Source organism: Streptomyces sp. NBC_01717 (genome assembly GCF_036248255.1).
In the GTDB taxonomy this organism is placed as follows: Bacteria; Actinomycetota; Actinomycetes; order Streptomycetales; family Streptomycetaceae; genus Streptomyces.
In genome coordinates, this window is record NZ_CP109179.1 from 1 (window position 1) to 20105 (window position 20105).

Annotated in this window: 17 protein-coding genes; 10 read left to right on the forward strand and 7 right to left on the reverse strand. The window is 67.1% G+C overall.

Features of this window, described 5'->3' with window-relative positions; genetic code table 11:
- Positions 1 to 108: 108 nt before the first annotated feature.
- On the reverse strand, positions 109 to 474 hold the full coding sequence (locus OHB49_RS42260; protein WP_329166860.1) for a deaminase: 366 nt from the start codon (positions 472 to 474) through the stop codon (positions 109 to 111).
- Positions 475 to 631: 157 nt separating this feature from the next.
- Between OHB49_RS42260 and OHB49_RS42265 the strand changes: the two genes are divergently transcribed.
- The 4 genes from OHB49_RS42265 to OHB49_RS42280 all read left to right on the forward strand — a co-directional run bounded on the left by OHB49_RS42265 (position 632) and on the right by OHB49_RS42280 (position 8559).
- Entirely contained in the window at positions 632 to 3295 is a 2664-nt protein-coding gene (locus tag OHB49_RS42265; RefSeq protein ID WP_329166862.1) for a DEAD/DEAH box helicase, read from the forward strand.
- A 408-nt stretch (positions 3296 to 3703) separates the two neighbouring features.
- On the forward strand, positions 3704 to 4270 hold the full coding sequence (locus tag OHB49_RS42270) for a hypothetical protein (protein ID WP_329166863.1): 567 nt from the start codon (positions 3704 to 3706) through the stop codon (positions 4268 to 4270).
- Between the two features lie 413 nt (positions 4271 to 4683).
- Positions 4684 to 6480, forward strand: coding sequence for a hypothetical protein (locus OHB49_RS42275; protein WP_329166864.1), 1797 nt, complete (start codon positions 4684 to 4686; stop codon positions 6478 to 6480).
- 30 nt (positions 6481 to 6510) lie between these two features.
- The gene (locus OHB49_RS42280) at positions 6511 to 8559 is read left to right on the forward strand and encodes a hypothetical protein (protein ID WP_329166866.1); all 2049 of its coding nucleotides are present in this window, start codon (positions 6511 to 6513) and stop codon (positions 8557 to 8559) included.
- Between the two features lie 153 nt (positions 8560 to 8712).
- On the opposite strand, the gene OHB49_RS42285 is transcribed toward OHB49_RS42280, so the two are convergent.
- From OHB49_RS42285 to OHB49_RS42295, 3 genes are all read right to left on the reverse strand, one after another.
- Positions 8713 to 9795: a hypothetical protein gene (locus tag OHB49_RS42285; protein ID WP_329166867.1), complete on the reverse strand. Its 1083-nt coding sequence runs from the start codon at positions 9793 to 9795 to the stop codon at positions 8713 to 8715.
- A 594-nt stretch (positions 9796 to 10389) separates the two neighbouring features.
- Complete coding sequence (locus OHB49_RS42290; RefSeq protein ID WP_329166869.1) at positions 10390 to 10542, reverse strand: hypothetical protein; 153 nt, start codon at positions 10540 to 10542, stop codon at positions 10390 to 10392.
- A complete protein-coding gene (locus OHB49_RS42295) occupies positions 10539 to 11360 on the reverse strand; it encodes a hypothetical protein (RefSeq protein ID WP_329166870.1) in 822 nt (273 codons plus the stop codon). The genes OHB49_RS42290 and OHB49_RS42295 overlap by 4 nt, the downstream gene beginning before the upstream one ends.
- A 583-nt stretch (positions 11361 to 11943) precedes the next feature.
- Here OHB49_RS42295 and tpg point away from each other — a divergent pair.
- The 3 genes from tpg to OHB49_RS42310 all read left to right on the forward strand — a co-directional run bounded on the left by tpg (position 11944) and on the right by OHB49_RS42310 (position 14121).
- Positions 11944 to 12939, forward strand: a complete 996-nt coding sequence (tpg, locus tag OHB49_RS46010) for a telomere-protecting terminal protein Tpg (RefSeq protein ID WP_443079708.1) — start codon at positions 11944 to 11946, stop codon at positions 12937 to 12939.
- Between the two features lie 143 nt (positions 12940 to 13082).
- Entirely contained in the window at positions 13083 to 13214 is a 132-nt protein-coding gene (locus tag OHB49_RS42305) for a hypothetical protein (protein WP_329166872.1), read from the forward strand.
- A 139-nt stretch (positions 13215 to 13353) separates the two neighbouring features.
- Positions 13354 to 14121 (forward strand): hypothetical protein, encoded by a 768-nt coding sequence (locus OHB49_RS42310; protein ID WP_329166873.1) that lies wholly within the window; start codon positions 13354 to 13356, stop codon positions 14119 to 14121.
- Positions 14122 to 14323: 202 nt separating this feature from the next.
- Here the strand turns inward: OHB49_RS42310 and OHB49_RS42315 are convergent, their stop codons facing one another.
- Positions 14324 to 15346: a hypothetical protein gene (locus tag OHB49_RS42315; protein WP_329166874.1), complete on the reverse strand. Its 1023-nt coding sequence runs from the start codon at positions 15344 to 15346 to the stop codon at positions 14324 to 14326.
- A 633-nt stretch (positions 15347 to 15979) separates the two neighbouring features.
- Here OHB49_RS42315 and OHB49_RS42320 point away from each other — a divergent pair.
- A protein-coding gene (locus OHB49_RS42320) for an IS5 family transposase (protein ID WP_406322283.1) occupies positions 15980 to 16856 on the forward strand; the annotation gives its coding sequence in 2 pieces (ribosomal slippage) (positions 15980 to 16321 and positions 16323 to 16856; 876 coding nt in all).
- A 155-nt stretch (positions 16857 to 17011) separates the two neighbouring features.
- On the opposite strand, the gene OHB49_RS42325 is transcribed toward OHB49_RS42320, so the two are convergent.
- Positions 17012 to 17863 carry a hypothetical protein gene (locus OHB49_RS42325; RefSeq protein WP_329166876.1) on the reverse strand — a complete coding sequence of 284 codons (852 nt, stop codon included), beginning with the start codon at positions 17861 to 17863 and terminating at the stop codon, positions 17012 to 17014.
- A gap of 378 nt (positions 17864 to 18241) precedes the next feature.
- Here OHB49_RS42325 and OHB49_RS42330 point away from each other — a divergent pair, with 378 nt between their 5' ends.
- Positions 18242 to 18829, forward strand: a complete 588-nt coding sequence (locus OHB49_RS42330; RefSeq protein ID WP_329166877.1) for a molybdopterin-dependent oxidoreductase — start codon at positions 18242 to 18244, stop codon at positions 18827 to 18829.
- A gap of 92 nt (positions 18830 to 18921) precedes the next feature.
- A complete protein-coding gene (locus OHB49_RS42335) occupies positions 18922 to 19698 on the forward strand; it encodes a class I SAM-dependent methyltransferase (protein WP_329166878.1) in 777 nt (258 codons plus the stop codon).
- A 51-nt stretch (positions 19699 to 19749) separates the two neighbouring features.
- Here OHB49_RS42335 and OHB49_RS42340 read toward each other — a convergent pair whose 3' ends face one another.
- A complete protein-coding gene (locus tag OHB49_RS42340) occupies positions 19750 to 19971 on the reverse strand; it encodes a hypothetical protein (protein WP_329166880.1) in 222 nt (73 codons plus the stop codon).
- Positions 19972 to 20105: the final 134 nt, after the last annotated feature.

Below are 20105 nucleotides of genomic sequence, written 5' to 3' on the forward strand. Positions count from 1 at the left end.
GCCTGGCTGGCCAGGAGGGGAGGGGGTTGCTCGTTTGTGGCAGGTTCGGCGTAGTGGGTGCATCACTATGATGCAGCATGTAGTGTTGGTGAAAATGCGAGACGTCCCTCAGGGGGTCGGTAGGGATATATTTGCAAGGTTGAGGGTCTCGATGGTGTGGGGGTCTACGGTGTAATGGACGCGGCTCACCCCGGCTGTTATCAATGCTATTTGGCAGCGTGGGCAGGGCTTTGCGAGTTGTGCGGCGCCAGCTGCATCCACGCGGGCAACATAGATGGTGGAGCCCGCCGTTCGCGCAGCGCGGCGGAGGACGGCTTCTTCGGCATGGAAGGTGGCGTGGAGGAAGGTGATTGCCGGATCGTTGCGGCGCCGGTTCGGGGATGCCGCAATTACCCGCGTGCCCGCTGTGAGGACCGCGCCGACTCTGTGCCGGCACTGGGAACGCAGCGCCTGCTTCAGCGCCAGGTTAATCATCGTCAACGTACCAGTGCTTTCGGGCCAGTTGAGGGGTGGACCCCTCCGTGTGGCTGGAGTCTAGTCGCTGGGTCTGAAGCTCTCACTGGAAGAAGAAGCCTTCTCGTCAACGTATGTCGGTACGGCACGCGATTACCTTCTCAGGAGAATGTAGAAAGTGTTCACGCTCCGGCTCAAAGAACACCAGGTAGACCAGAAGTCAGCCTTCCGTAAGTGGGTGGGATTCCCTGCAAGATCATCTGTGCCCCCTCAGGGGGCACGGGGCACGATCGTGTCCGCGACCGGATCGGGGAAGACCATCACCGCCGCCGCGTGCGCGCTGGAGTGCTTCCCTGGCGGGCGGATCCTCGTCACCGTCCCGACTCTGGACCTGCTCGCGCAGACCGCCCAGGCGTGGCGTCTGGTGGGTCACCGGGCCCCGATGGTCGCGGTGTGCTCGCTGGAGAACGATCCGGTGCTGAACGAGCTGGGCGTGCGCACCACTACCAACCCGATCCAACTGGCACTGTGGGCCGGGAGCGGGCCCGTCGTCGTGTTCGCCACCTACGCCTCCCTGGTGGACCGCGAGGACATCGACGCACCAGTGGGCCAGCGGAAGGTCCGCGGGCCGCTCGAGGCCGCTCTGGCAGGCGGGGAGCGGCTCTACGGACAGCAGATGGCCCCGTTCGACCTCGCGATCGTCGATGAGGCCCACGGCACCGCCGGTGATCTTGGTAGGCCGTGGGCGGCCATCCACGACAACCAGCGAATCCCCGCCGACTTCCGGCTCTACCTCACCGCCACCCCTCGCATCCTGGCCTCACCCCGGCCGCAGAAGGGCACGGACGGCCAGGAGTTGGAGCTCGCCTCGATGGGCCAGGACTCCGAGACCTACGGGCCATGGCTGGCCGAGCTCGGGCTCTCAGAAGCGATCGAGCGGGGCATCCTCGCGGGCTTCGAGATCGACGTCCTGGAGATCCGCGACCCCGAGCCCGCCCTCGGGGAATCGGACGAGGCGCAGCGAGGCCGACGCCTCGCTCTCCTGCAGACCGCGCTCCTCGAGCACGCGGCCGCGGACAACCTGCGCACCGTCATGACCTTCCACCAGAAAGTCGAGGAAGCCGCCGCGTTCGCGGAGAAGATGCCGGCGACGGCAGCCGAGCTGTACGTCACCGAGACGTCCGACGACGACCTGGCGGCCGCGGACCGGCTGCCGAAGTCCTCGATCGACGCTGAGTTCTACGAACTCGAGGCCGGCCGCCACGTACCCCCGGACCGCGTCTGGTCTGCCTGGCTCTGCGGCGACCACCTCGTCACCGAACGCCGCGAAATCCTGCACCAGTTCGCCAATGGAATCGACGCCGCCGGCCGACGCGTACACAGAGCATTCCTCGCCAGCTGCCGCGTACTCGGAGAAGGCGTCGACATCACCGGCGAACGTGGAGTGGAAGCCATCTGCTTCGCCGACACCCGCGGCTCGCAAGTGGAGATCGTCCAGAACATCGGCCGCGCGCTCCGGCTCAACCGCGACGGCACCACGAAGGTCGCCAGGATCATCGTGCCGGTGTTCCTGGAGCCCGGCGAGGACCCAACCGACATGGTCGCCTCCGCCAGCTACCGCCCCCTCGTAGCCGTCCTCCAAGGCCTCCGCTCGCACGATGAACGACTCGTCGAGCAACTCGCCAACCGGGCCCTCACCAGCGGGCAGCGCAAGGTGCACCTCCGGCGCGACGAGGACGGGCGGATCATCGGCGCCGGCGGCGAGGTAGGCAAGGACCAGGACCAGGACGACACCGACGCCGCAGCCAAGTCCGCCCTGCTCCACTTCTCCTCTCCCAGGGACGCGGCAACCATCGCGGCCCTCCTGCGCACCCGGGTCTACCGGCCCGAATCCCTGGTCTGGCTCGAGGGCTACCAAGCCCTGCTCCGCTGGCGCACCGAGAACCAGACCACCGGCCTCTACGCCGTTCCCTACGATGCCGAGACCGAGGTCGGCACGACGAAAACCTTTCCGCTCGGAAGGTGGGTCCACCAACAGCGGAAATCACTGCGGACCGGGGAGCTAGAGCCACGCCGCAAGACCCTGCTCGACACGCCGGAGGCCGGGATGGTCTGGGAACCGGGCGACGAGGCATGGGAGAACAAACTCGCCGCGCTGCGGTCCTACCGGCGCGCCACCGGGCACCTCGCACCCCGCCAGGACGCCGTGTGGGGCGAAGCCGACAACGAGCTCGTGCCCATCGGGCAGCTGATCGCCAACCTCCGCCGCAAGAACGGCCTCGGAAAAAACCCCGCACGCGCGCAAGAGCGAGCCGCGCAGCTGGAGGCGATCGACCCCGACTGGAACTGCCCCTGGCCACTCGACTGGCAACGCCACCACCGCGTGCTCGCCGATCTGGTCGACGCCGACGGCGTCCTGCCGGCCATCGATCCGGGGGTGCTGTTCGAGGGCGACGACCTGGGCAAGTGGCTCCAGCGGCAAAAGCACCCGGGCACCTGGGCGCAACTGTCCACCGAGCAGCAGGAACGGCTGTCCGCACTGGGGGTGAGGCCGCTCGAGGCTCCGGCCCCCGCCCCGTCGGCCAAGCCTTCGGCGAAGGGCCCGAACAAGGCGCAGTTGGCATTCCAGCGCGGCCTTGCGGCCCTCGCACAATGGGTAGAACGCGAAGGCGCCGACCGGCCTATCCCCCGCGGCCACAGCGAACAGATCACCGTCGACGGCGAGACAGAACCCGTGACCGTACGGCTCGGCGTATGGATCTCCAACACCCGCGCGAGACGGGACCGGCTTGCCCAGGAGCAGCTGGACGCGCTGCGGGAACTGGGCGTGGAATGGGCGTAGAGCAGCACTCGGTCGGTGGCCCGCTGAACTCCGACGATAGTCCAAGCCGCTCATGGCGGCGCCGGACCGGATGTGCTGCGGGACCCGATGATGCCGTGAGGCCTCGAATGGCTGTCGCGCGGCCCAGGTCGTCTTCTTCGGCGGTAGGGCTTGATCAAAGGGTCACACCAGTGTTGTCATTCAGTACTCTCCGCGCACGATCCGTTCGTGCGCGTGACGTTCCAGCGTCGTTTGGGTGTTGGGGGATGCGTGAACAGCAGGTTAGTGAGCCGTCACCGGCTTGGGGGCGGGAGCACCTCACAGTCAGCATCTCGCCTACTCGTGATCATGGATGTGTTGGGAACTCCCGCAGATCGGGACGGTGCCGTGCCCGGTGCTGTCAAAGCGGTGCGCTCCCTCACTCGGCTGGTGAAGATCGATTTCTGGCTGCGCAATCCGGACTACCTGGCTCATGAGCTGTTGACCGAAGTGGAGGAAGGCCGTCAGCCTCCACAGGACACGCTGCTCTTGGTCGCAGGCATGATCGGCGGGACAGCGCCGTCACTGCATCGCTATCCGATGGCCAAGTACCTCTACGGGGCGTATGAGCGTCCCGACAACGCATTGGCCCTGCTGGCTTCCCGCAAGCACATCAAGATGCTGCGGGTCAATGAGAGCAGTGCCAACGCCCGCAAGGACTACTACCTCTTACTCAAGGGACAGGCCGCGGCGACCGCCCTGCGAGAGCAGGTTCCGCCGATGCAGTGGTACGTGCGTCAGGCTGAGGCCATCAGCTTGATACCGGAAGCCGTCAGCGGAGGGCTCATGCGCCGGCGCCAGTACGAGCATCCAGGGTATGAAGCTGCGGTCAATGGCCGCCTGATCCCTGAGATCACTGAGGAAGTGACCAAACGGACGGAGGACGTGGCGGGGCGGTTTGGCCTTGTCTGGCCGCCGGCATCACAGGACGTCGCAGATGGGGGGCCGCAGACATGACCGAACTGTGGGAGGGCGGTGTTGATGCCGAACCCATCGTGGGTGCGGATGGGTGGATTGCTGAGGTCGTTCGCCGCTCTCGGTGCGGTGAGGAGGAGGTTCGCCAGGTCCTGGCTGCCGAATCGGTCCGGCCTCCGACAGGCTGGAGCACCGGTCGGCACACTTTGGAGGTGCGCGGGGTGCACTTCGCGGGGATCAAGCAGCTGCGGGATGCAGCTCCTGCTCCATTCTCCTTCGCCACCGCGGTTGGCCCGGGGGTCAGCGGGTTCGGCACTCATGAGGTGAACGACGCGGGCAAGTCGAGCTTTTTGCACATCATCTTGTGGGCTATCCGCGGCCGGACCGATATCCAGGACGACGTCAAGAAGTGGCTCCGCGGTGTACTTGTGGAGCTCGCTGTCGATGGTGAGCGCATGGCATGCGTCTTTTCGATCCACAATCGACGCCCGCGCGGCACGGTGTGGTTGCTGGCTCCGGATGCCGAACTTCCGTGGGACGGTTTGAGGCAGGCCAGCGACGAGATCGTGCGCACGGCCTTCGAGGCGAGCGGGGATGCCACGGTAGCTACCCCGGAGCTCACTGAGGAGATCAACAGGATTCTGCGCCCGTACGTGCAGCATGAGCTTGCCTCCTTCTCCTCCGGAGGAGACATGGAGCGCGTCATGGACGGGATCATGACGTCCCGTCTGGGCTTTGAAAGCATCCCCAGCTGGGCGGCCCGGCGCGAGAGCGACCGGATCGACGAGTCCGACGGGACCATGGGCAGACAGGGGTGGCCCACCTGGAGCGGCGCCCTGCTGATCAGCGACCCCAGCATCAAGGTCGTGCTGGGCGAGGAGACATTCGCAGCGGCACGCCTGCTGCAGGTCTATCTCGGCAGTCCTTGGGCTCCCGTCGCCGCCACCGCCCACGCTCACGTCAAGCAGTTGGAGAACCGCATCTCGGTGCTGACTCGGCAGGCCGAACAGGCCAGCACCGCACACAGTGGAAGCCTCGACGACCTCCAGCAAGAGATCGAGCAGATCGACGCCTCTCTCGCAGCCTTGTCACCCGCACCCGACCCTGTCCAGCTTGGTCAGCTCGCAGGCGAACTGCAGCAGGCTTCGGCGGCATATGCACAGGCCAATGCGGTGTGGCTGGAGCGCAGCGAAGCCTACGGGAACACTTCGAAGCTGCTGGAGTCCGCCGAAGCCGATCAGGCGGCACTCACGGAGGCAGCCCACACCCGACGCTTCTGGCACGCGCTCAAGCCCACGTGCTGCCCTCGCTGCGAGACGGACGTCACCCCCGAGCGGTGGGCGGCGGAGAAATCCGGGAGCTGTTCTCTGTGCGCCAGTGATCTGGACCTGGACCTGGAAGCGGACCAGGAGCAGGAAGTGGCTGCGGCCTCGCCCCAGGATCTCCACCAGCTACTCACGGCCGGGGAATCCATCGACTTGGATTCGCTCGACGACCTCACCCAGACCCGCCTGGCCATCCTGCAGCTGGAGGAAGCACTTGCGCAGGAAGAAGGTGCGCTGGACGACGCCAAGCGGCAGCGTGAGCAAGCCGCAGCCGTGCTGGCGAAGGCCCGCTCGCAACTGGAGAGCATCGACACCTCGGTGACCGAACGCCGCATGGCCCTGCAGCTGCGCCGCGCCGAGCTCAGCGGACAGCTCAGCGAGCGCCGCGGCGCCAAAGTCACACTGTTCAGCCAGCAGATCGACGCCCTGCGCAGGCGGTTGAAGATCGTCACTACTGCTGAGGCAGTATCAGTGGATAGGCGCGGCGCCGACCAGAGCGAACTTCTGGCGAAGGTCAACGAGAAACTGACCACCATCGGACAGCACCTGGGGGTCGCGCAGCTGACTCGTGCGGAGCTCAACGGCGGATGCCGGATGGATGTCACCAAGGGCGGCACGACCGTACCGTTCAGCAAGGTCAACGTGGGAGAACGGCTGCGCCTGAAGATCGCTGTGGTGGCAGCGCTGCTGCGGGTCGGGAAGGAGGCCGGCGTCACCCGGCACCCCGGCCTGCTCATTTTGGACTCCGTCGGACGCGAGGAGACCAACCCAGCACACGTTGCCCGCATGCTCGAAGAGCTCATCCAACTCACCGGTGAGATCCCCGGCCTGCAGGTCATCGTCACCAGCGCCCACGGCGCCTACCTGACCGATGCCCTGGGCCCTGATCGGACCTACCTGGCAGAGCCGGGGCATACGCTCTGGTGACGGCCGCCGTCGAGGAATTCAGGGGGAGATGTGAGCCGCGTACTGGCGCGCTTGGAGTCCCTGCGCGAGGCCGAGGCTGACCTCACCCTGGACGCTTTGGGAGGTATGGAAGCGATTCTGGCTGACCAGGAAGACCTCCTGGCCTCACCCGAGATGCCGCTTCTGGTCAGCGTGCTGCTGCACGAGTGGCCGCAGCTGCCAGCACCGGAGCAAGCCGCAGCCTTAATCGTCGAGAGCATCCCGGTACAGGACGCCTTCGCACTTGAAGACATCGTTGACGATGCTCTCTCTTGTCCCGAGGCTCTTCCGCTGCTGGCCACCCCCATCAGCCGAGCCTTGCTGCGCCGGGCCGGTGGCGCCGACGCCGAGGCCGGAATCGCCTTGGAAGGGCTGACGCGCCTGGCTCTGGGCGGCTGGATCCGCTCGCTGCAGGTGCGCAGCCAGCTGGTCGAGCAAGCCACCGATCTGGCCGAAGGCATCGTGGGCTCCGATCCCGACCCCGTATTGATCCAGCGGGTCATCCGCGCCCTGGGTGCTGCCGCCGAGTGGTGGGATGACGCTGAAGTGCCCTCCGCGCTGGAAAGCCTGCTGTCGCTGGAAGCCTGCGAAGACGACATCACCTTCGAACTGGCCATGCTCCACATGCGAACTGGGTTGGCCAAGAACACCCTGGATGAGGCCGTTCCAGCGCTGCGGCAGGCCTTGGTGTGGCTGGACCGGTGCAGTCGCTACGAAGACCGCCTGGACGCCCGCATCTTCCACACCGCTCTGGACGCCCTGCTGTCTTTCACCGCCGGCAACGCCATCTCCGGCTCCACCCTCGAAGACCTGCACGCACTGGTGGTGGAGTACCGGCTGACCGGCCTCCGCGAGCGACCCACCTGGCGCCAGCCCCGAGCGGATGCCACCGCCGCCTGGGTGCAATTCACCGACCGACTGCACGCCCTGCACAGCCTCAACGAGGTGTGGTGGGACCCGCCGGCGCTCATCTCCTCCATTGCTCAGGCCTACAGCGCGCACCGAACCATCCGTCTGCTCGTGCCGCCCGACATCCCCCACGCCGCCGAGGAGCCGCCCGCGTCTGGTGACGCCACAGCACTTCCACACCTGCTGCAGCCCCGGCTCATGAGCTCACTGACGGCCAGGGGTGACAGTTCCGCTTTCCTCGATCGGTGGTTGTCCCTCCACGCCGACGACCCCAGCACCAGCCAGGAAGCCCGGGCCGCAGTTCGTGAACTGCGTGACTTGATGCGCACCGGAGGCGGCAGTGAAGACCCAAAAGGCCGTGAGATCGAGGTCAGCGCCGTCACCTCGGCTCTGGCGCTGACTGCACCGGTGCGAGACCGCCTGACCGCTCTGCTACACAACGAGCCGGAGCTCGCCGAGGACCTCAACAAGTCCGGTCGGGCCGTCCTTGCCGCGCGCGAGCCCGATCTCAGCGACTACGCCAACACAATCTTGCGCGAGCTGCAGGAGGACATCGACCGGATCACCGGCATCGGCGGAGAAGCTGCACTTCGCGTCGAGGAACTGCTGGTCTTCCTCCTGCGCTACACGCGCTGGTCCATCGAGGCCGAGTCCGGCGGCCCGCTGGGCGAACCCTTCCTGCGGCCTTTCACCAAGGGAGAGGAATCGCCAAAGGAGGTCGATATGGCCAAAGACCTCGCCAAACGCCTGTACACGTCGGTCAGCACCAGCCCACGGTGGGAAGTGAAGAACATCGGCTCCGGCCGCACCGACATCGTCCTGTTCTACGGCGCTTTCTACATCGTCATCGAATGCAAGCAGGAACCCAAGAACGCATCGATGGACTACCTGTGCACCCGTTACAGCGTTCAGCCCGCCGAGTACGGTGCCACTGATATCCCCGTGGGTTTTCTCGTTGTCCTCGACCTCACCCCCAAAACCCGCAAAGCGCTGCTCCACCAGTGCCTTCGCGTCACAGAGGTACCCCCAGCCGAACCCGGCGGCCGCCCCCACGCCGTGATCACCGTACGGATCCAGGGGAACACCAGATCCCCCTCGTACTCCTCAACTCCCGCTGCCTACCGCCAGCGCAGCCGTGTAGATCAGCCCTGATCTAGCGATCTGACATTCTGGTGCGCCATGTCCGTTCAACGAGCGCCGCTCAGGGCGGCCGTACCTCCGAACTAGGGAAGGCAGCCGTCGCAGCCGGAGCCCCGGGCACCATGACTGATCTCTCGGGGCTCCCATCCTGTGGGGCAAGGCGTTCTACACGAGCGTGCCCAGGGCCTGCTCAGCCATCTGAATGCCGACCTGGGCGGCCGCCGTCGCTCCCGCTCCCACCAGCATGTCCTTGACCTGGGTCGCAAACTGCCGCATCCGGCCCGGCTCCGGGGTCGGCGACGTCGCTTCGTCATGGAGCTCCTGGGCGACGCGCTCCAGTTCCACTCGGTCCGGGTCGGGCATGCCCAAGGTGTTGCTGATCTGGCCGACGTAACCGGCCAGATGGACGAACGCGCTCGGGTCGATGCCGGCGGTGTTGTTCTGGGTGACGTTCTGCTGCTCACCGATGATGACGCCCTGCGCGTTCGGCAGGAAGTTGTTGTAAGTGGTGCCGGGACGCTGGCGGTTGGTGTACTCCTGCACGCTTCCTCCTGCCAGGGCACAGCTGACGCCCTGAGGTGTGATGGCGACGGTGACGGGTTCGGTCTCGATGTACTTGATCAGCTGGTGCTCAGACAGGTAGCCGAGCGCTTCGTGCAGCTCGGATTCGGTGATCACGGCCCCGGCGAAGAACGACCAAGGTGTGTCAAGGAACAGCACCGGGTTGATGGGCTCGTGGTCGCCTGTGGTGTTGAACAGCCACCGGTGGAAGACATCCATGGTGTGCCGCAAGCGGGCAGCACGGTTCTTCTGCAGCTCCTTCAGCCGGTGCACTTCGACCAGGCCCTCATCGCTGAGGTGGATGGCGTAGAGGCCGGATGCGGCCCGCAAGGCCCTCACCAGGCCTCGCTGTTCCAACTGAAGAGCGAGGGGGGCCAGGTCCTCCTGAAATTCCTGCTCGATGTGTTCCAGGCTGGCGCCACGCCCGGTCCGGGTGTCCAGCAAGAGCAGCAACCGGTCCAGATAGCCGCTGCTCTCGGTCACCTCACCGCCGGAATGCGCGCTGACGGTGGCATCGAGCTGTGCAGACATACGAGCAGGGTTCCGTCGTTGGGCGCGTTCTAGGCTCTTCTTGGTCTCCTTGGCAACACTGTTCGCCCACTTGTCCAGCTCACGCTTATTGATCCCGCTGCGGGCCACATCGCCCTCCTGTCGCACGTGCTTGGGCGACAGGGTACGGGTGGGCACCGACAGTCCGGCCGTGAGTGAAAATGCGGCGACGGCGCGGGCATGGCTGGTGGGCCAGTCAAGAGGACCAAGAGCCTCGAAGGGCTAGTCCACGGGTCGCGGTGCGGGCCAGCCCTGTTGAGTCAGTTCCCTCGGGCGGGACGGGCGTCCAGCGTCGTGCGCAGGCGCTTGGCGATGGGCTGGTACCGCTGGACGAACCTGAGGTCCTTCAGCTGATCGGGCTCGGGCAGCTGCCGGTGCGGGGGTGGTCGCCGGTCGCGCGCACAACCAGGTCCAGGACGTCTCCAGGGCGAGCCGCAGTTCGGCGACCTCTTCGTCCTCCATATATGAGAGACGCGTAACGCGACTATGACGGCCACGGCGGCTTCGCTCACAACTGCTTCGAGGCCTACGCCCGGCGTATGCACCGTCTGCGACGAACCGCCCGAAGCACACTCGTGGGTGTTCGACTCCATCCACGGTGAGCGCCGCCCCCCGCAGGCTGATCCGAGCTCGACGAACGCTCCGGTCCCGACACCGGCCGGACGCCGCCCGGAGTGCGTGAGTCCCGAAGTCTGTGACTTCGGGACTCCCAGACGGTTTCCGGGCCGGGCACTACTTGAGCAGCAGGTGCAGGAGGCCCACCATGCCGACGCCGACCAGGAGGGCGACGCCGACGGCAGGGTGAAGCAGGGCGATGTATGTGGTGACCCCGCCGACCAAGAGCAGGAGCGCGGTACGCAAGTCGAGCCCGTTCCCGTTGTTCACCGACCAACCGCCTTACGGGCGGCGGCACGGCCGTACAGGGCTTCGATCTCGCCATGTGACGCCATGACCTTCGCGCGGGCACGCAGACGGGCCATGTGCCCCTCGACCATCCGGGACGTCATCCCGAGCTCGGCGCCGATCGCCTTCTGGGTCATCTTGGACTCCCAGATCAGGCCGCAGATCGCGCGCACCTCGGGGCCGGCGCCGTCCAGGATCCGCTGGACGGTGTCCTGGAGGACGAACGCGTCCTCGGGGGAACGGATGTATCGGGGACCCCACATGTCCTCGTAGGGTTCCGCGGCGATGGGATCTGCGGCCTCGAACAGGCGTCGGCGGTAGCCGTAGGCCCATTTCTTGAACACGTCGCGGAAGGCGTACAGGCAGGTCTTCACGAAGTAGGTGCGCATCGTCGCGCCCCCCTCCGGGTCCCACTTGCCGGCGGGGAGGAGTTCCTCGGTGAACCTCTGCACGGCGATCTCGACGGCCTGGTGGGCGATCTCGTCACGGATGTCCCCGCGCCGCTTGAGGATCTCAACCTCGAAGTAGCGGGCCCCGAGAGGGACACCGCGCTCCCCGCACTTCTCGATGACCGTCCCGTCCCGCATCCATGCGCGCAGGCACCGCCAGCCATAGACCCACAGGTCGTCGCGCAGGTACTTCATCTCCCAGTGGTCGGGGTCGAAATCGCGGAGCCGAAGGCGTTCGTACAGCGCGCAGTCCGCCGCGTGCTGCTCAAAGTTGCGCCGCTTCGGACCCTTCGACCGCTTACCAACCCCCTGGGGTGACTTGTCCGTTACTTCCGATGTCTGCTCGGGCATGTGGCACCAATCCATCTCGCACATGAAGTTCTACTGGCGGTGCCGTATGGAAAGAACAGCAATTCATCCCACGCACTTTTTGATAATTCCGCGACGAAATCTCGTTTCCGCTGGTCAGCGACGCTCAGGGGTGACGCAAGCGGGTCGACGCGCCACGGCGGCCCGGCGAGTCGCTGGGCCGCCGTGGGAGGGGAAGGCCGGTGGGACAGAGCCCGTGAGTCCCGATGTCACAGACTCCAGGACTCACGGCTCCGAGTGAGCTGGTTCTACTTTTGGGCCCGGACATGAGGCGCTCGGGTCACGCTGCCGGATCGCCGGCCGCCGGGGAGCGGGGTGGGGCTCCAGCCACTCACGCGGGCAGGCGAGGCAAGGGACAGGTCTTTGGGGCTGGGATGCCGGCGACGTCCGTCGTGACCCGCGCCGCCGGCTTGTCGCTGATGCGCACCCAAGGGCTCGTAGCCTGCGTCGGCCAGCGCTGTGTGGAGAATGCAGAAACTGGCAGGCAGAGGCAGACGACGTGGGAGAACTGACGCGACGGACTACAGGTGCCGGCCCTGCCTGTTGGCCGCTTCGAGAGGCGGACATGGGACAGATTGAGCAGGGTTTGGAGCGCGCGTTGCGCACTCGGCCCGTACCCTCAAGCACCGAGGCCCGCCTGCGTTTCCTGCTGGCAGCGCATCGGGGCTCCACCCGGAGGGTGGCCGCCGTGCTGGGGGTGTCGCAGCGCACCGTGCAGCGGTGGGTGACGAAGAAGCCCGGAGCACGTCGTCCCCCGGGGCCGACGCAGGTGCGGGCGATCGAGGAAGCGGTCCTGGCTCGGTGGCAGCCCCGGGTACGGGCCCGTCGGCGTGCCCAGGCAGAGGCGGAGGGGTTCGTCTTCCATACCCGTGCGCGATTCGGATTCGCGGCTCCTGCAGGCTCCTCGGACGATCCGCGGGTTTGGCGTGTAGATCGCCACGTCGGGGTCATCGAGCAGGATGTTCGTGTCGACCGCTACACGCACCGCCCAGGCGTCATCTGGCAGGAGCTCGCCCAGCTTCCGGAGCGTGGCCACGGCCGTCTTGACCTTGTCGATGGCCTTGTCGATGCTGGCCGGCACGGTGGTGTCCCGGGGGCGTACGAGCCAGCGCTGCAACAGGGCAACGGTCCCGTCGAGGCGCTTGGTGACCTCCGGTGTCGGGTGCGGGAACAGCAGCCGGAACAACGGTTCCCATTCCCGTACACGCCCCAGCAGTTCCATCCTTCGCGCCTCGAGTTCGGGGCCGCTGGGTACCCAGCCCCACTTCGCGGCACCAAGGTGCACGATGCCGCTGGACCGGCGGTTCGGATCAACGTTCCTGATCTGCGAGTCCGCGAGGACCTTCAGGAAATCCGCTTCGATCAGGTCCAGGTCCGACCGGAGGCGTTCCAGGTACGTCGGCGGGGCTTGTGTGGCGGCCATCTGCCGATGATGCCGCACGCCTCTGACAGCCCGGCAACACTCAGCGCAGCCCCGGGCCCCGGCCGACGCACTGCAACACGGTGGTGCAACAACGGTCCCAGAAGCCTGATCCGGGGCTCCGCAGCAGGTCAGGGGTGAAACGCCCGGCGGTGTTTCACTGGCTGCGTTTCAGTGCCAAGAGCTGGTGTTGCAGGGCGCCGGGCTCGGTCGAAGCTCTGCGGGCCCGGGACCGGCGCTGCCATCGGGTGCGTCGTGATCGCCGAACGCCGACGGAGGACGCGTTGAGCCAGCAGGAACAGCCCTGGCAGCCGGGCCCGAACGATCTGCCCTTCACCACCCACCTGATCAACCCGCACGGCGACCGCCATCTCGGCTTCAACGATGTTGAAGGCCGGTACTACCGGCTGGCGTAGCCGAAGCCGGCCATGAAGCCGTTCGCGTACGCAGCGACGAGAGTGAAGCCGTCGTGCTCGCAGTGGTGGTCGGCGGTCGGGAAGCTCCGACGAGACCCGCTGGTGCGTGGCCGTACGGGGTGGGGCCAGAATCTTCGCCATGTCAGAAACCTTCTGGGTGGCCCTCGGCTCGATCGGCACCACCCTGGCCTTCGGGGGCGTCGTGTGGCAGGGGTACCTCACGCGCGGAGCACTGAAGGCCAACCAGCTCATGACCGCCGACGCCATCCGCAGCCGACTCGACTCCCAGGCCCCGGGAGTCACCCTCAGGCTCAGTCCCCCGCCATGGGATCCGCTGGCAGCAACCACCATGGGGATGCCGTGCAACCCCTGGCCGCAGGGGCACACCTGGCACTTCCCCGCAGAGCAGGAGGGCGCCAACCGCCTCGTGCTGCAGCAGGTTCTGATCATGGAGAATCTCAGCGACCGACGCGTGCAGGCACGGTTCGACGGCGACCTGGTCGTGGCCGATGAGGACAGGCGGCCCGCTGCCGCCGGCGTCATCGTCCTGGGGCCCGGCGAAACAAGTCAGGACGTCTACCTGCAGCGCGAATTCACCATCAAGGAGCTCTCGGAGAACTACACGGCAAAGCAGGCCGCGCAGGAGCTGCCGCACAAGGTGTTCGGCACGGTTACGGCGGAGGACGACCGTGACAACGGAAGCACGGATCGTTGGGACCTGGTACTGACCGGCTGCCCGGTCCAGCCAGTCCCCGACCGGGAGGGCCTGTGGATGATGGCTCCGTGGCACCTGACCGAGGGATCGGGGCTGCGCACCCTGAACTACAGCCTGCTGCCGTCGCGGCAACGCATCCACTGGATATCACGCGCCAGAGGCATACAACTACCTGCTCCAGACGGCGGGTAGCGGCGTAACACCGCTGATTGGCCGTGGTCGGACGCCTCGGTCGCTCTACTCGGCGGTGTGCTCGGGCGCCGGTACGGAAACTTGGAACAAACGGTTGCTGGACGTTGGGCCCCGGGCCGGTCGGGGCCTGCCGTGGGGCGCAAGGACACGTGCGCCAACGCTCGCCGCACTGGAAGCAGGCCACCCGGTCTGACCCGGGCCGCTATCCGACGACGCCGCCTCTCCCCCGTGTCGTTTGGGTCGCAGCGGTGACCCGGCGTTGGACAGCTTCAGCGATCGTTCGGTACCTGGGAGGACAGGACACCAACTGCAACTGCTCATAGGTACACGTGGTGAAGCGCAGCTCGATGAGCCCTGTCCGGGCTTCGTCGTCGAAACGGGTCCAGTTCTCCATCTGTTCTGGCGGGTAGATCGCGTCTAGGTGATGGGCTCGGGCGACGGGCAGACCGAACACCGGATCCGTCATCGCTTCGATCAAAGGCTGCTTCTGATAACGGACGCCGGAGCGGTGGATGATGTCCAGGCACCACCGCACCGGCCCGCTGCCGTCGTAGCCGTTGATGCCCAGCCCCTTGTAGCCGGTGACGGCGTCGGCGGCTGTGAGGGTGTGGAAGAGGCCGATGCGTCGCAGCACTCCGCTGGCACTCCAAGCACCGGCTCGGAACTGCCGCTCCCACGTCCCTGTGTTCCACCGCTGCTCGAAGGCGAGTTCTTCAGCTGACCACTGCTCTGGTCCTCGCCACAGTGCCTTCCATCCGGTGTCGGCCGCGCGCTCGAGGCTCTCTGTCTCCGCGCGCTTGAAGACTTTGAGGGGCTGACCGGTCAGCCAGGCGGAGGTGCGCTGACCGGCGATGTGCACCTCGACTCCTCTGTGGTCGCGCTGTCGGACGCGCAGTCCGGGGATGCCGTGGACTTCGCCGTCCGGCTCGTAGGAGGGGAGCACACGCGACAGGAGCCTGGCGGCACGCTGCTCGCCTTCAATGACCAGATCGATGGTGTCTGGCTGGGGGCGCACGCGCCGAATCCCGAACGGGTATGCGCTGAAGTCCGTGTAAGAGTCGAGGACCTGGTGGAACAGCGTGGCCTCGAAGATCCGCTGGTCCGCGCAGTCCGCGGGCGGGATGGGCGGCCGTCCGGGGCGCAGCAGGCTCTTCGCCTGTTGATAGGACTCGTTTGTGTACAGCTGGCGGCGGGTGGCGAGGCGGCTGAGCTGGTCGTGGCGCATGGGCGGTCGGGTCCTGTGTCTCCGTACCGGTCGGCCCTCCGGTAGCGGCGATAGGGCCGTATCCGGGTAATGGATGCGCGTGATCGCGGAGTGAAGCTGAGCTCCTTCGCATCCTCTTCGGGAACGTCTACGGGCCGATGGCGTTCGAGGAGCACGGCCCTGCCGCGGCCGCCTTGGCTGCAGAGTAGCCGTCACGTCGGGCGGGTCCAGCATGCTTCACCCGTTCGTGGGCGGGGCGGCTCGCCGAGGGCCCAAGAGCCGAAGTAGTCGCCAGCCCCTGCCCGACTCGTAGGGCGGTGGTGTGACGGTTGCCTAATGTGGTGAGCACTCGGTAGGTGGTGTTCCAGTCGTGCTGGGCCTGCGGGTCCGAGAGCAGGACGCGTGGGCCGGGGCTGTCTTCCCCGCCGCGCACGAGCCGCTCAGCTTGCTTCCCTCCTCCATGTTGATCTGCGTGATCGCGGGCGCCGGGCAGTCCGGGCGTGCCAGGTCTCGCTGATCCCGCCACCGGACTTCACGTATCCGCCCGGCAGGACGAAGCAGTCGGTGCAGTCGACGCGTTCCGCATCGGTCATCGCAGAGCTCCCTTCTAGGACGTGTTTGAGATGTTGATCAAGGTCGTGAAATGATCTTCAGATGTCTCGTGGCGATCTGACGGATGCGCAGTGGGAGCGGCTGGAAGCGGTGTTGCCGCCGATACCGAAGATGGGTCGACCTCCGAGGGATCGGCGGCAGGTGTTCGACGGGATCTGGTGGCGGGCCCGGACCGGCTCGCCTTGGAGGGATCTGCCCGAGCGATACGGCCCCTGGGAGACCGCGTATGCGGTGTTCCGACGGTGGCAGATCGACGAAACATGGGCCCGCGTCCTGAAGAAGTTGCAGGTCAAGGCAGATGCGGATGGGATCATCGAGTGGGAGGTCTCGGTCGACTCCACCGTCTGCCGGGCTCACCAGCACGCCGCCGGGGCCCGCAAAAGGGGCTGACGATCCGGGCCGGACGCGTCCGAACGGCCTCGCGGCCGAGCCGGACGACCACGGCCTGGGACGCTCGCGCGGCGGACTGACCACCAAGATTCACCTCGCCGTCGACGCCTCCTTCCACGTCCTCGCTGCCGTCATCACCGCCGGCCAACGAGGCGACGCGCCCGCCTTCGAGCAGGTGATGGACCGAATTCGTGTCCCCCGGATCAGCGGTGGACGCCCCCGCACCCGGCCCGGACATGTGCTTGCCGACCGGGCGTACTCCTCCCGTCAGATTCGCTCCTACCTGCGCAAACGCGGGATCGCGCACACCATCCCGGAGAAGCGAGACCAGGCCGGACACCGACTCCGCCGCGGTTCCGCCGGAGGCCGTCCGCCCGGCTTCGACCGCGAAATGTACAAGCGCAGGCACAAAGTCGAGTGCCGGATCGGCCTTCTGAAGCAGGCGAGAGGCGTTGCGACCAGGTACGACAAGCTCGCCGTCCGCTACGAGTCGACCGTCCAACTCACCCTCATACGGCAGGCGCTGTGACCACATCTCAAACACGTCCTAGTGGAGGCAGAGCCTGCCATCCCATCAATGGGCGACCGGGGATCTCCTCCGCCGTAGCCCGCCGGCCCCGGGGCCCGAAGCGAGGGCTTCGGCCATGGCGGTGCAGCGCGGGTCCTTCGCGTGCGAGGCCATCGTCAGCTCCTTTCCGGGCCCGTGAGGTGCGGCCACAGCAGCTTGAGGTCGTGGGCGACCCGCTCGGCCAGGACGTCGGGGTCGTTGGCCGTCCACTGGTGAGCTGTCCCGATGGCGTCGGCCGCCTTCGTCCTGGAGGTGCCCGTGCGGGGGAAAGAGCCGGAAGTGATGCGGGCGGTGAAGGTCGCCGGGGCCGGCGGGCGGGGCAGGAAGAGCAGCGGGTGGTGCGGGGTGAAGTCGAAGTGGCCGAGGCGGGCTGCGGGCGCTTCGCCGAAGAGCTGCGGTTCGGTCCACAGGCCGACAGTGACGACGATCCAGGTGTGCGGGTGGTCCGGGTCGTTGCACAGCCACAGGTCGAACGTGCCGACCAGGAGGTTCTCCTCCCACGTCCAGACCTTCGCCCGCGGATCAAGAGCATCAGCCCCGTCCACGCGCAGCGGCATCAGGGCGCGCTCGAACGGGGCGATCAGATCGTCGTAGGCGGCCCGCATCGCCACGCTGCCGGCGTGGTCGTACGTCAGCTCGCGGTCCGGCGTGATCTCCCACTTCAAACCGTCGGGAAGCTGGGTGGTCAGGTACTGGCGCAGCGGGGCAATGGCCGGCGGCAGGCCGTCCTTGTCGAGTCGGGCATGCTCGGCTGCGGGCAGGCGGACCCACCAGGCGTAATACGGCGTTTCGTCGTCGTAGGAGTCGTCGTCGACGCAGTGCTCGTACACGCAGCCCAGCGAGGCGGCCAGCTCCGTCATCGTCTCCCCGGTGCGCTCGTCCAGATCCGGATCCTCGCCCGCGAGCTGCGATGGGTCTTGAACCTCGAGGCGCCACACCACCCACTCGAAGTCCTTGAAATCCTTCACGCGCCCCGTGTGACCCCCGCTGTACCCGGCCACGTCCCGCTCCCCTGCCTCGCCCAGCTCCGACAGTCCAGTACATCAAGGCCCACCAGGCAGGCGGGAACGTTCGGCGACACCCGGCCCGGACGAGCGACGCACAGGACCGACGGCTCCAGGGCCTTGAGGGACGTGCCGGGCCCTTGGCAATGGGCAGCAGCACGCAGGTACTGAAGGTGGGTAAGCCGTCGGGGAGGCCGGCTTGCCCAGGTTCCCCTGCGGCTTACCCGAGAGCGTCGGTCATGCGGAAGATACGACCCTTTTTCACCATAGTGCTGGCCTCTGTCGGTCTGACATAGGCTTTGCCCTTGTATTTGCGGACAAGGCAAGTGATGGGGCTGCGTCATGAAGGAAGGCATGCTGCCGCCAGGGCAGCGCCTGGCCAAAGGGTGGCCCGTCTCGCACTACGGGCCGGTGCCCCGCTTCCGCCCCGACCGGTGGAACCTGCAGGTGTTCGGCGCGACCGCGAGCGGACAGACCCACTCCTGGACGTTCGATGAAGTCGCCATCATGCCAAAGATCACCGTGCATGCGGACCTGCACTGCGCCTCAGGCACCAGCACCACCGGCCACATGTTCTTCGGCGTTCCGGCCCGCACCCTGCTGGACCTTGCCCCGCCCGCCGCAGGCGTGTCCCACGTCATGGCCTGGGCCGAGTACGGGTACAGCGCGAACCTGCGCCTGAGCGACTTCATCGCCGACACCACGGTCATGGCCACCCACCACGACGACGAGCCGCTCACCGTCGAACACGGCTTCCCCCTGCGTCTGGTGGTCCCGCACCTTTTCGGCTACAAGGGCCCCAAATGGCTGCGCGGCATCGAGTACATGACGCAGGACCGCCGCGGGTTCTGGGAGGAACGCGGCTACCACAACATCGCCGACCCCTGGGCCGGCCAACGCCACTCCTACCAGGAGGACGGCGGCCCTTAGCTTCGCGGGCAAACCCCAGGGGCACGCCGACCAAGCGTTGTCCGGGACGCGGATGCCGCCGCCCCGGCCAGACCCACAAGGCGAGGTCCCCCATGGTCATGCGCACCCACGACGGCAGCGTCGGCGACGTCGACTACGGCACCATCGGTGCCGCCTACGCCGCTTGGCGCCGCCCCGACGAACGCATCGCCCACGTCATCGCCCAGGCCCTCGGCGGTGCGCGCACCGTCCTCAACGTCGGTGCGGGCACCGGATCGTACGAGACCGCCGCGCACACGATCACCGCGGTCGAACCCTCACTGGCCATGCGAGCCCAGCGGCCGGCCGAACTCGCCACCGCCGTCGACGCCGTCGCCGAAGACCTCCCCTTCCCCGACGGACACTTCGACGCATCGATGACCCTCTTCAGCGTCCACCAGTGGTCCGATGCCACCGCCGGACTACGCGAGATGCGACGTGTCACCCGCGGCCCCGTCGTCGTACTGACCTGCGACCCGGCCCGCGTACGCGACTTCTGGCTCTACGAGTACGCCCCCGACGTCCTCGACACCGAAGCCCGCCGCTACCCGCCCCTCGGCCAACTCACCGCCGCTCTCGGCGGCACCACCACCATCCAGTCCGTCCCCATCCCGCTGGACTGCACCGACGGCTTCAACGAGGCCTATTACGGCCGCCCCGAACTCCTCCTCAACCCCGCAGCCCGACAAGCCTGCTCGGCCTGGAGCTTCATCGACGACCATGCCCGCCAAGCCTTCGACACCTCCCTGCGCCGCGCCCTCGGCTCAGGCACCTGGGATGAGGCCTTCGGCCACCTCCGCAACCGCCCGACCTACAACGGATCACTCGTCCTCCTCCGCGCAACCCCCTGACCAACAGCAGCGCCCCGACACAGGTATCTGCCAACACAGCTCACCACCGACTCAGGTGCCGAGCCGGCAGGAGCGCCAGCGCCAAGCGCTGCGGCTGATGAGGCCGAGTGCTTCGAGGCGGCCGAGCTGGTGAGCGACGGTGCCGGTGCTGGACAGGCCGACGCGCTCGCCGATCTGCCGCACGGCCGGCCCCTCACCACACTCGATGATCGAGTTCCGGATGACCCGCAGGATCGACTCCTGCCTCGGCGAGAGCCCACCGCCTCCGCTCATGCCGATCCCCCGCCGCAGCTCTGTGTACGGGCGAAGCGACGCAGCTCCACCCGGGCAGCCGGCGCACTGCCGGGGACGGTGGTCCAGAAGGGGTGCCACCAGATCCTGCCGGACAGCTCCAGCAGGCGACGGCG

Excerpts from the sequence above, each read along its gene's own strand:
- OHB49_RS42260 (WP_329166860.1), bottom strand. The coding sequence starts at position 474 with ATGATTAACCTGGCGCTGAAGCAGGCGCTGCGTTCCCAGTGCCGGCAC.
- OHB49_RS42275 (WP_329166864.1), top strand. The coding sequence starts at position 4,684 with ATGGCATGCGTCTTTTCGATCCACAATCGACGCCCGCGCGGCACGGTG.
- OHB49_RS42295 (WP_329166870.1), bottom strand. The coding sequence starts at position 11,360 with ATGCCCGAGCAGACATCGGAAGTAACGGACAAGTCACCCCAGGGGGTT.
- tpg (WP_443079708.1), top strand. The coding sequence starts at position 11,944 with ATGGGACAGATTGAGCAGGGTTTGGAGCGCGCGTTGCGCACTCGGCCC.
- OHB49_RS42310 (WP_329166873.1), top strand. The coding sequence starts at position 13,354 with ATGTCAGAAACCTTCTGGGTGGCCCTCGGCTCGATCGGCACCACCCTG.
- OHB49_RS42315 (WP_329166874.1), bottom strand. The coding sequence starts at position 15,346 with ATGCGCCACGACCAGCTCAGCCGCCTCGCCACCCGCCGCCAGCTGTAC.
- OHB49_RS42330 (WP_329166877.1), top strand. The coding sequence starts at position 18,242 with ATGAAGGAAGGCATGCTGCCGCCAGGGCAGCGCCTGGCCAAAGGGTGG.
- OHB49_RS42335 (WP_329166878.1), top strand. The coding sequence starts at position 18,922 with ATGGTCATGCGCACCCACGACGGCAGCGTCGGCGACGTCGACTACGGC.
- OHB49_RS42340 (WP_329166880.1), bottom strand. The coding sequence starts at position 19,971 with ATGAGCGGAGGCGGTGGGCTCTCGCCGAGGCAGGAGTCGATCCTGCGG.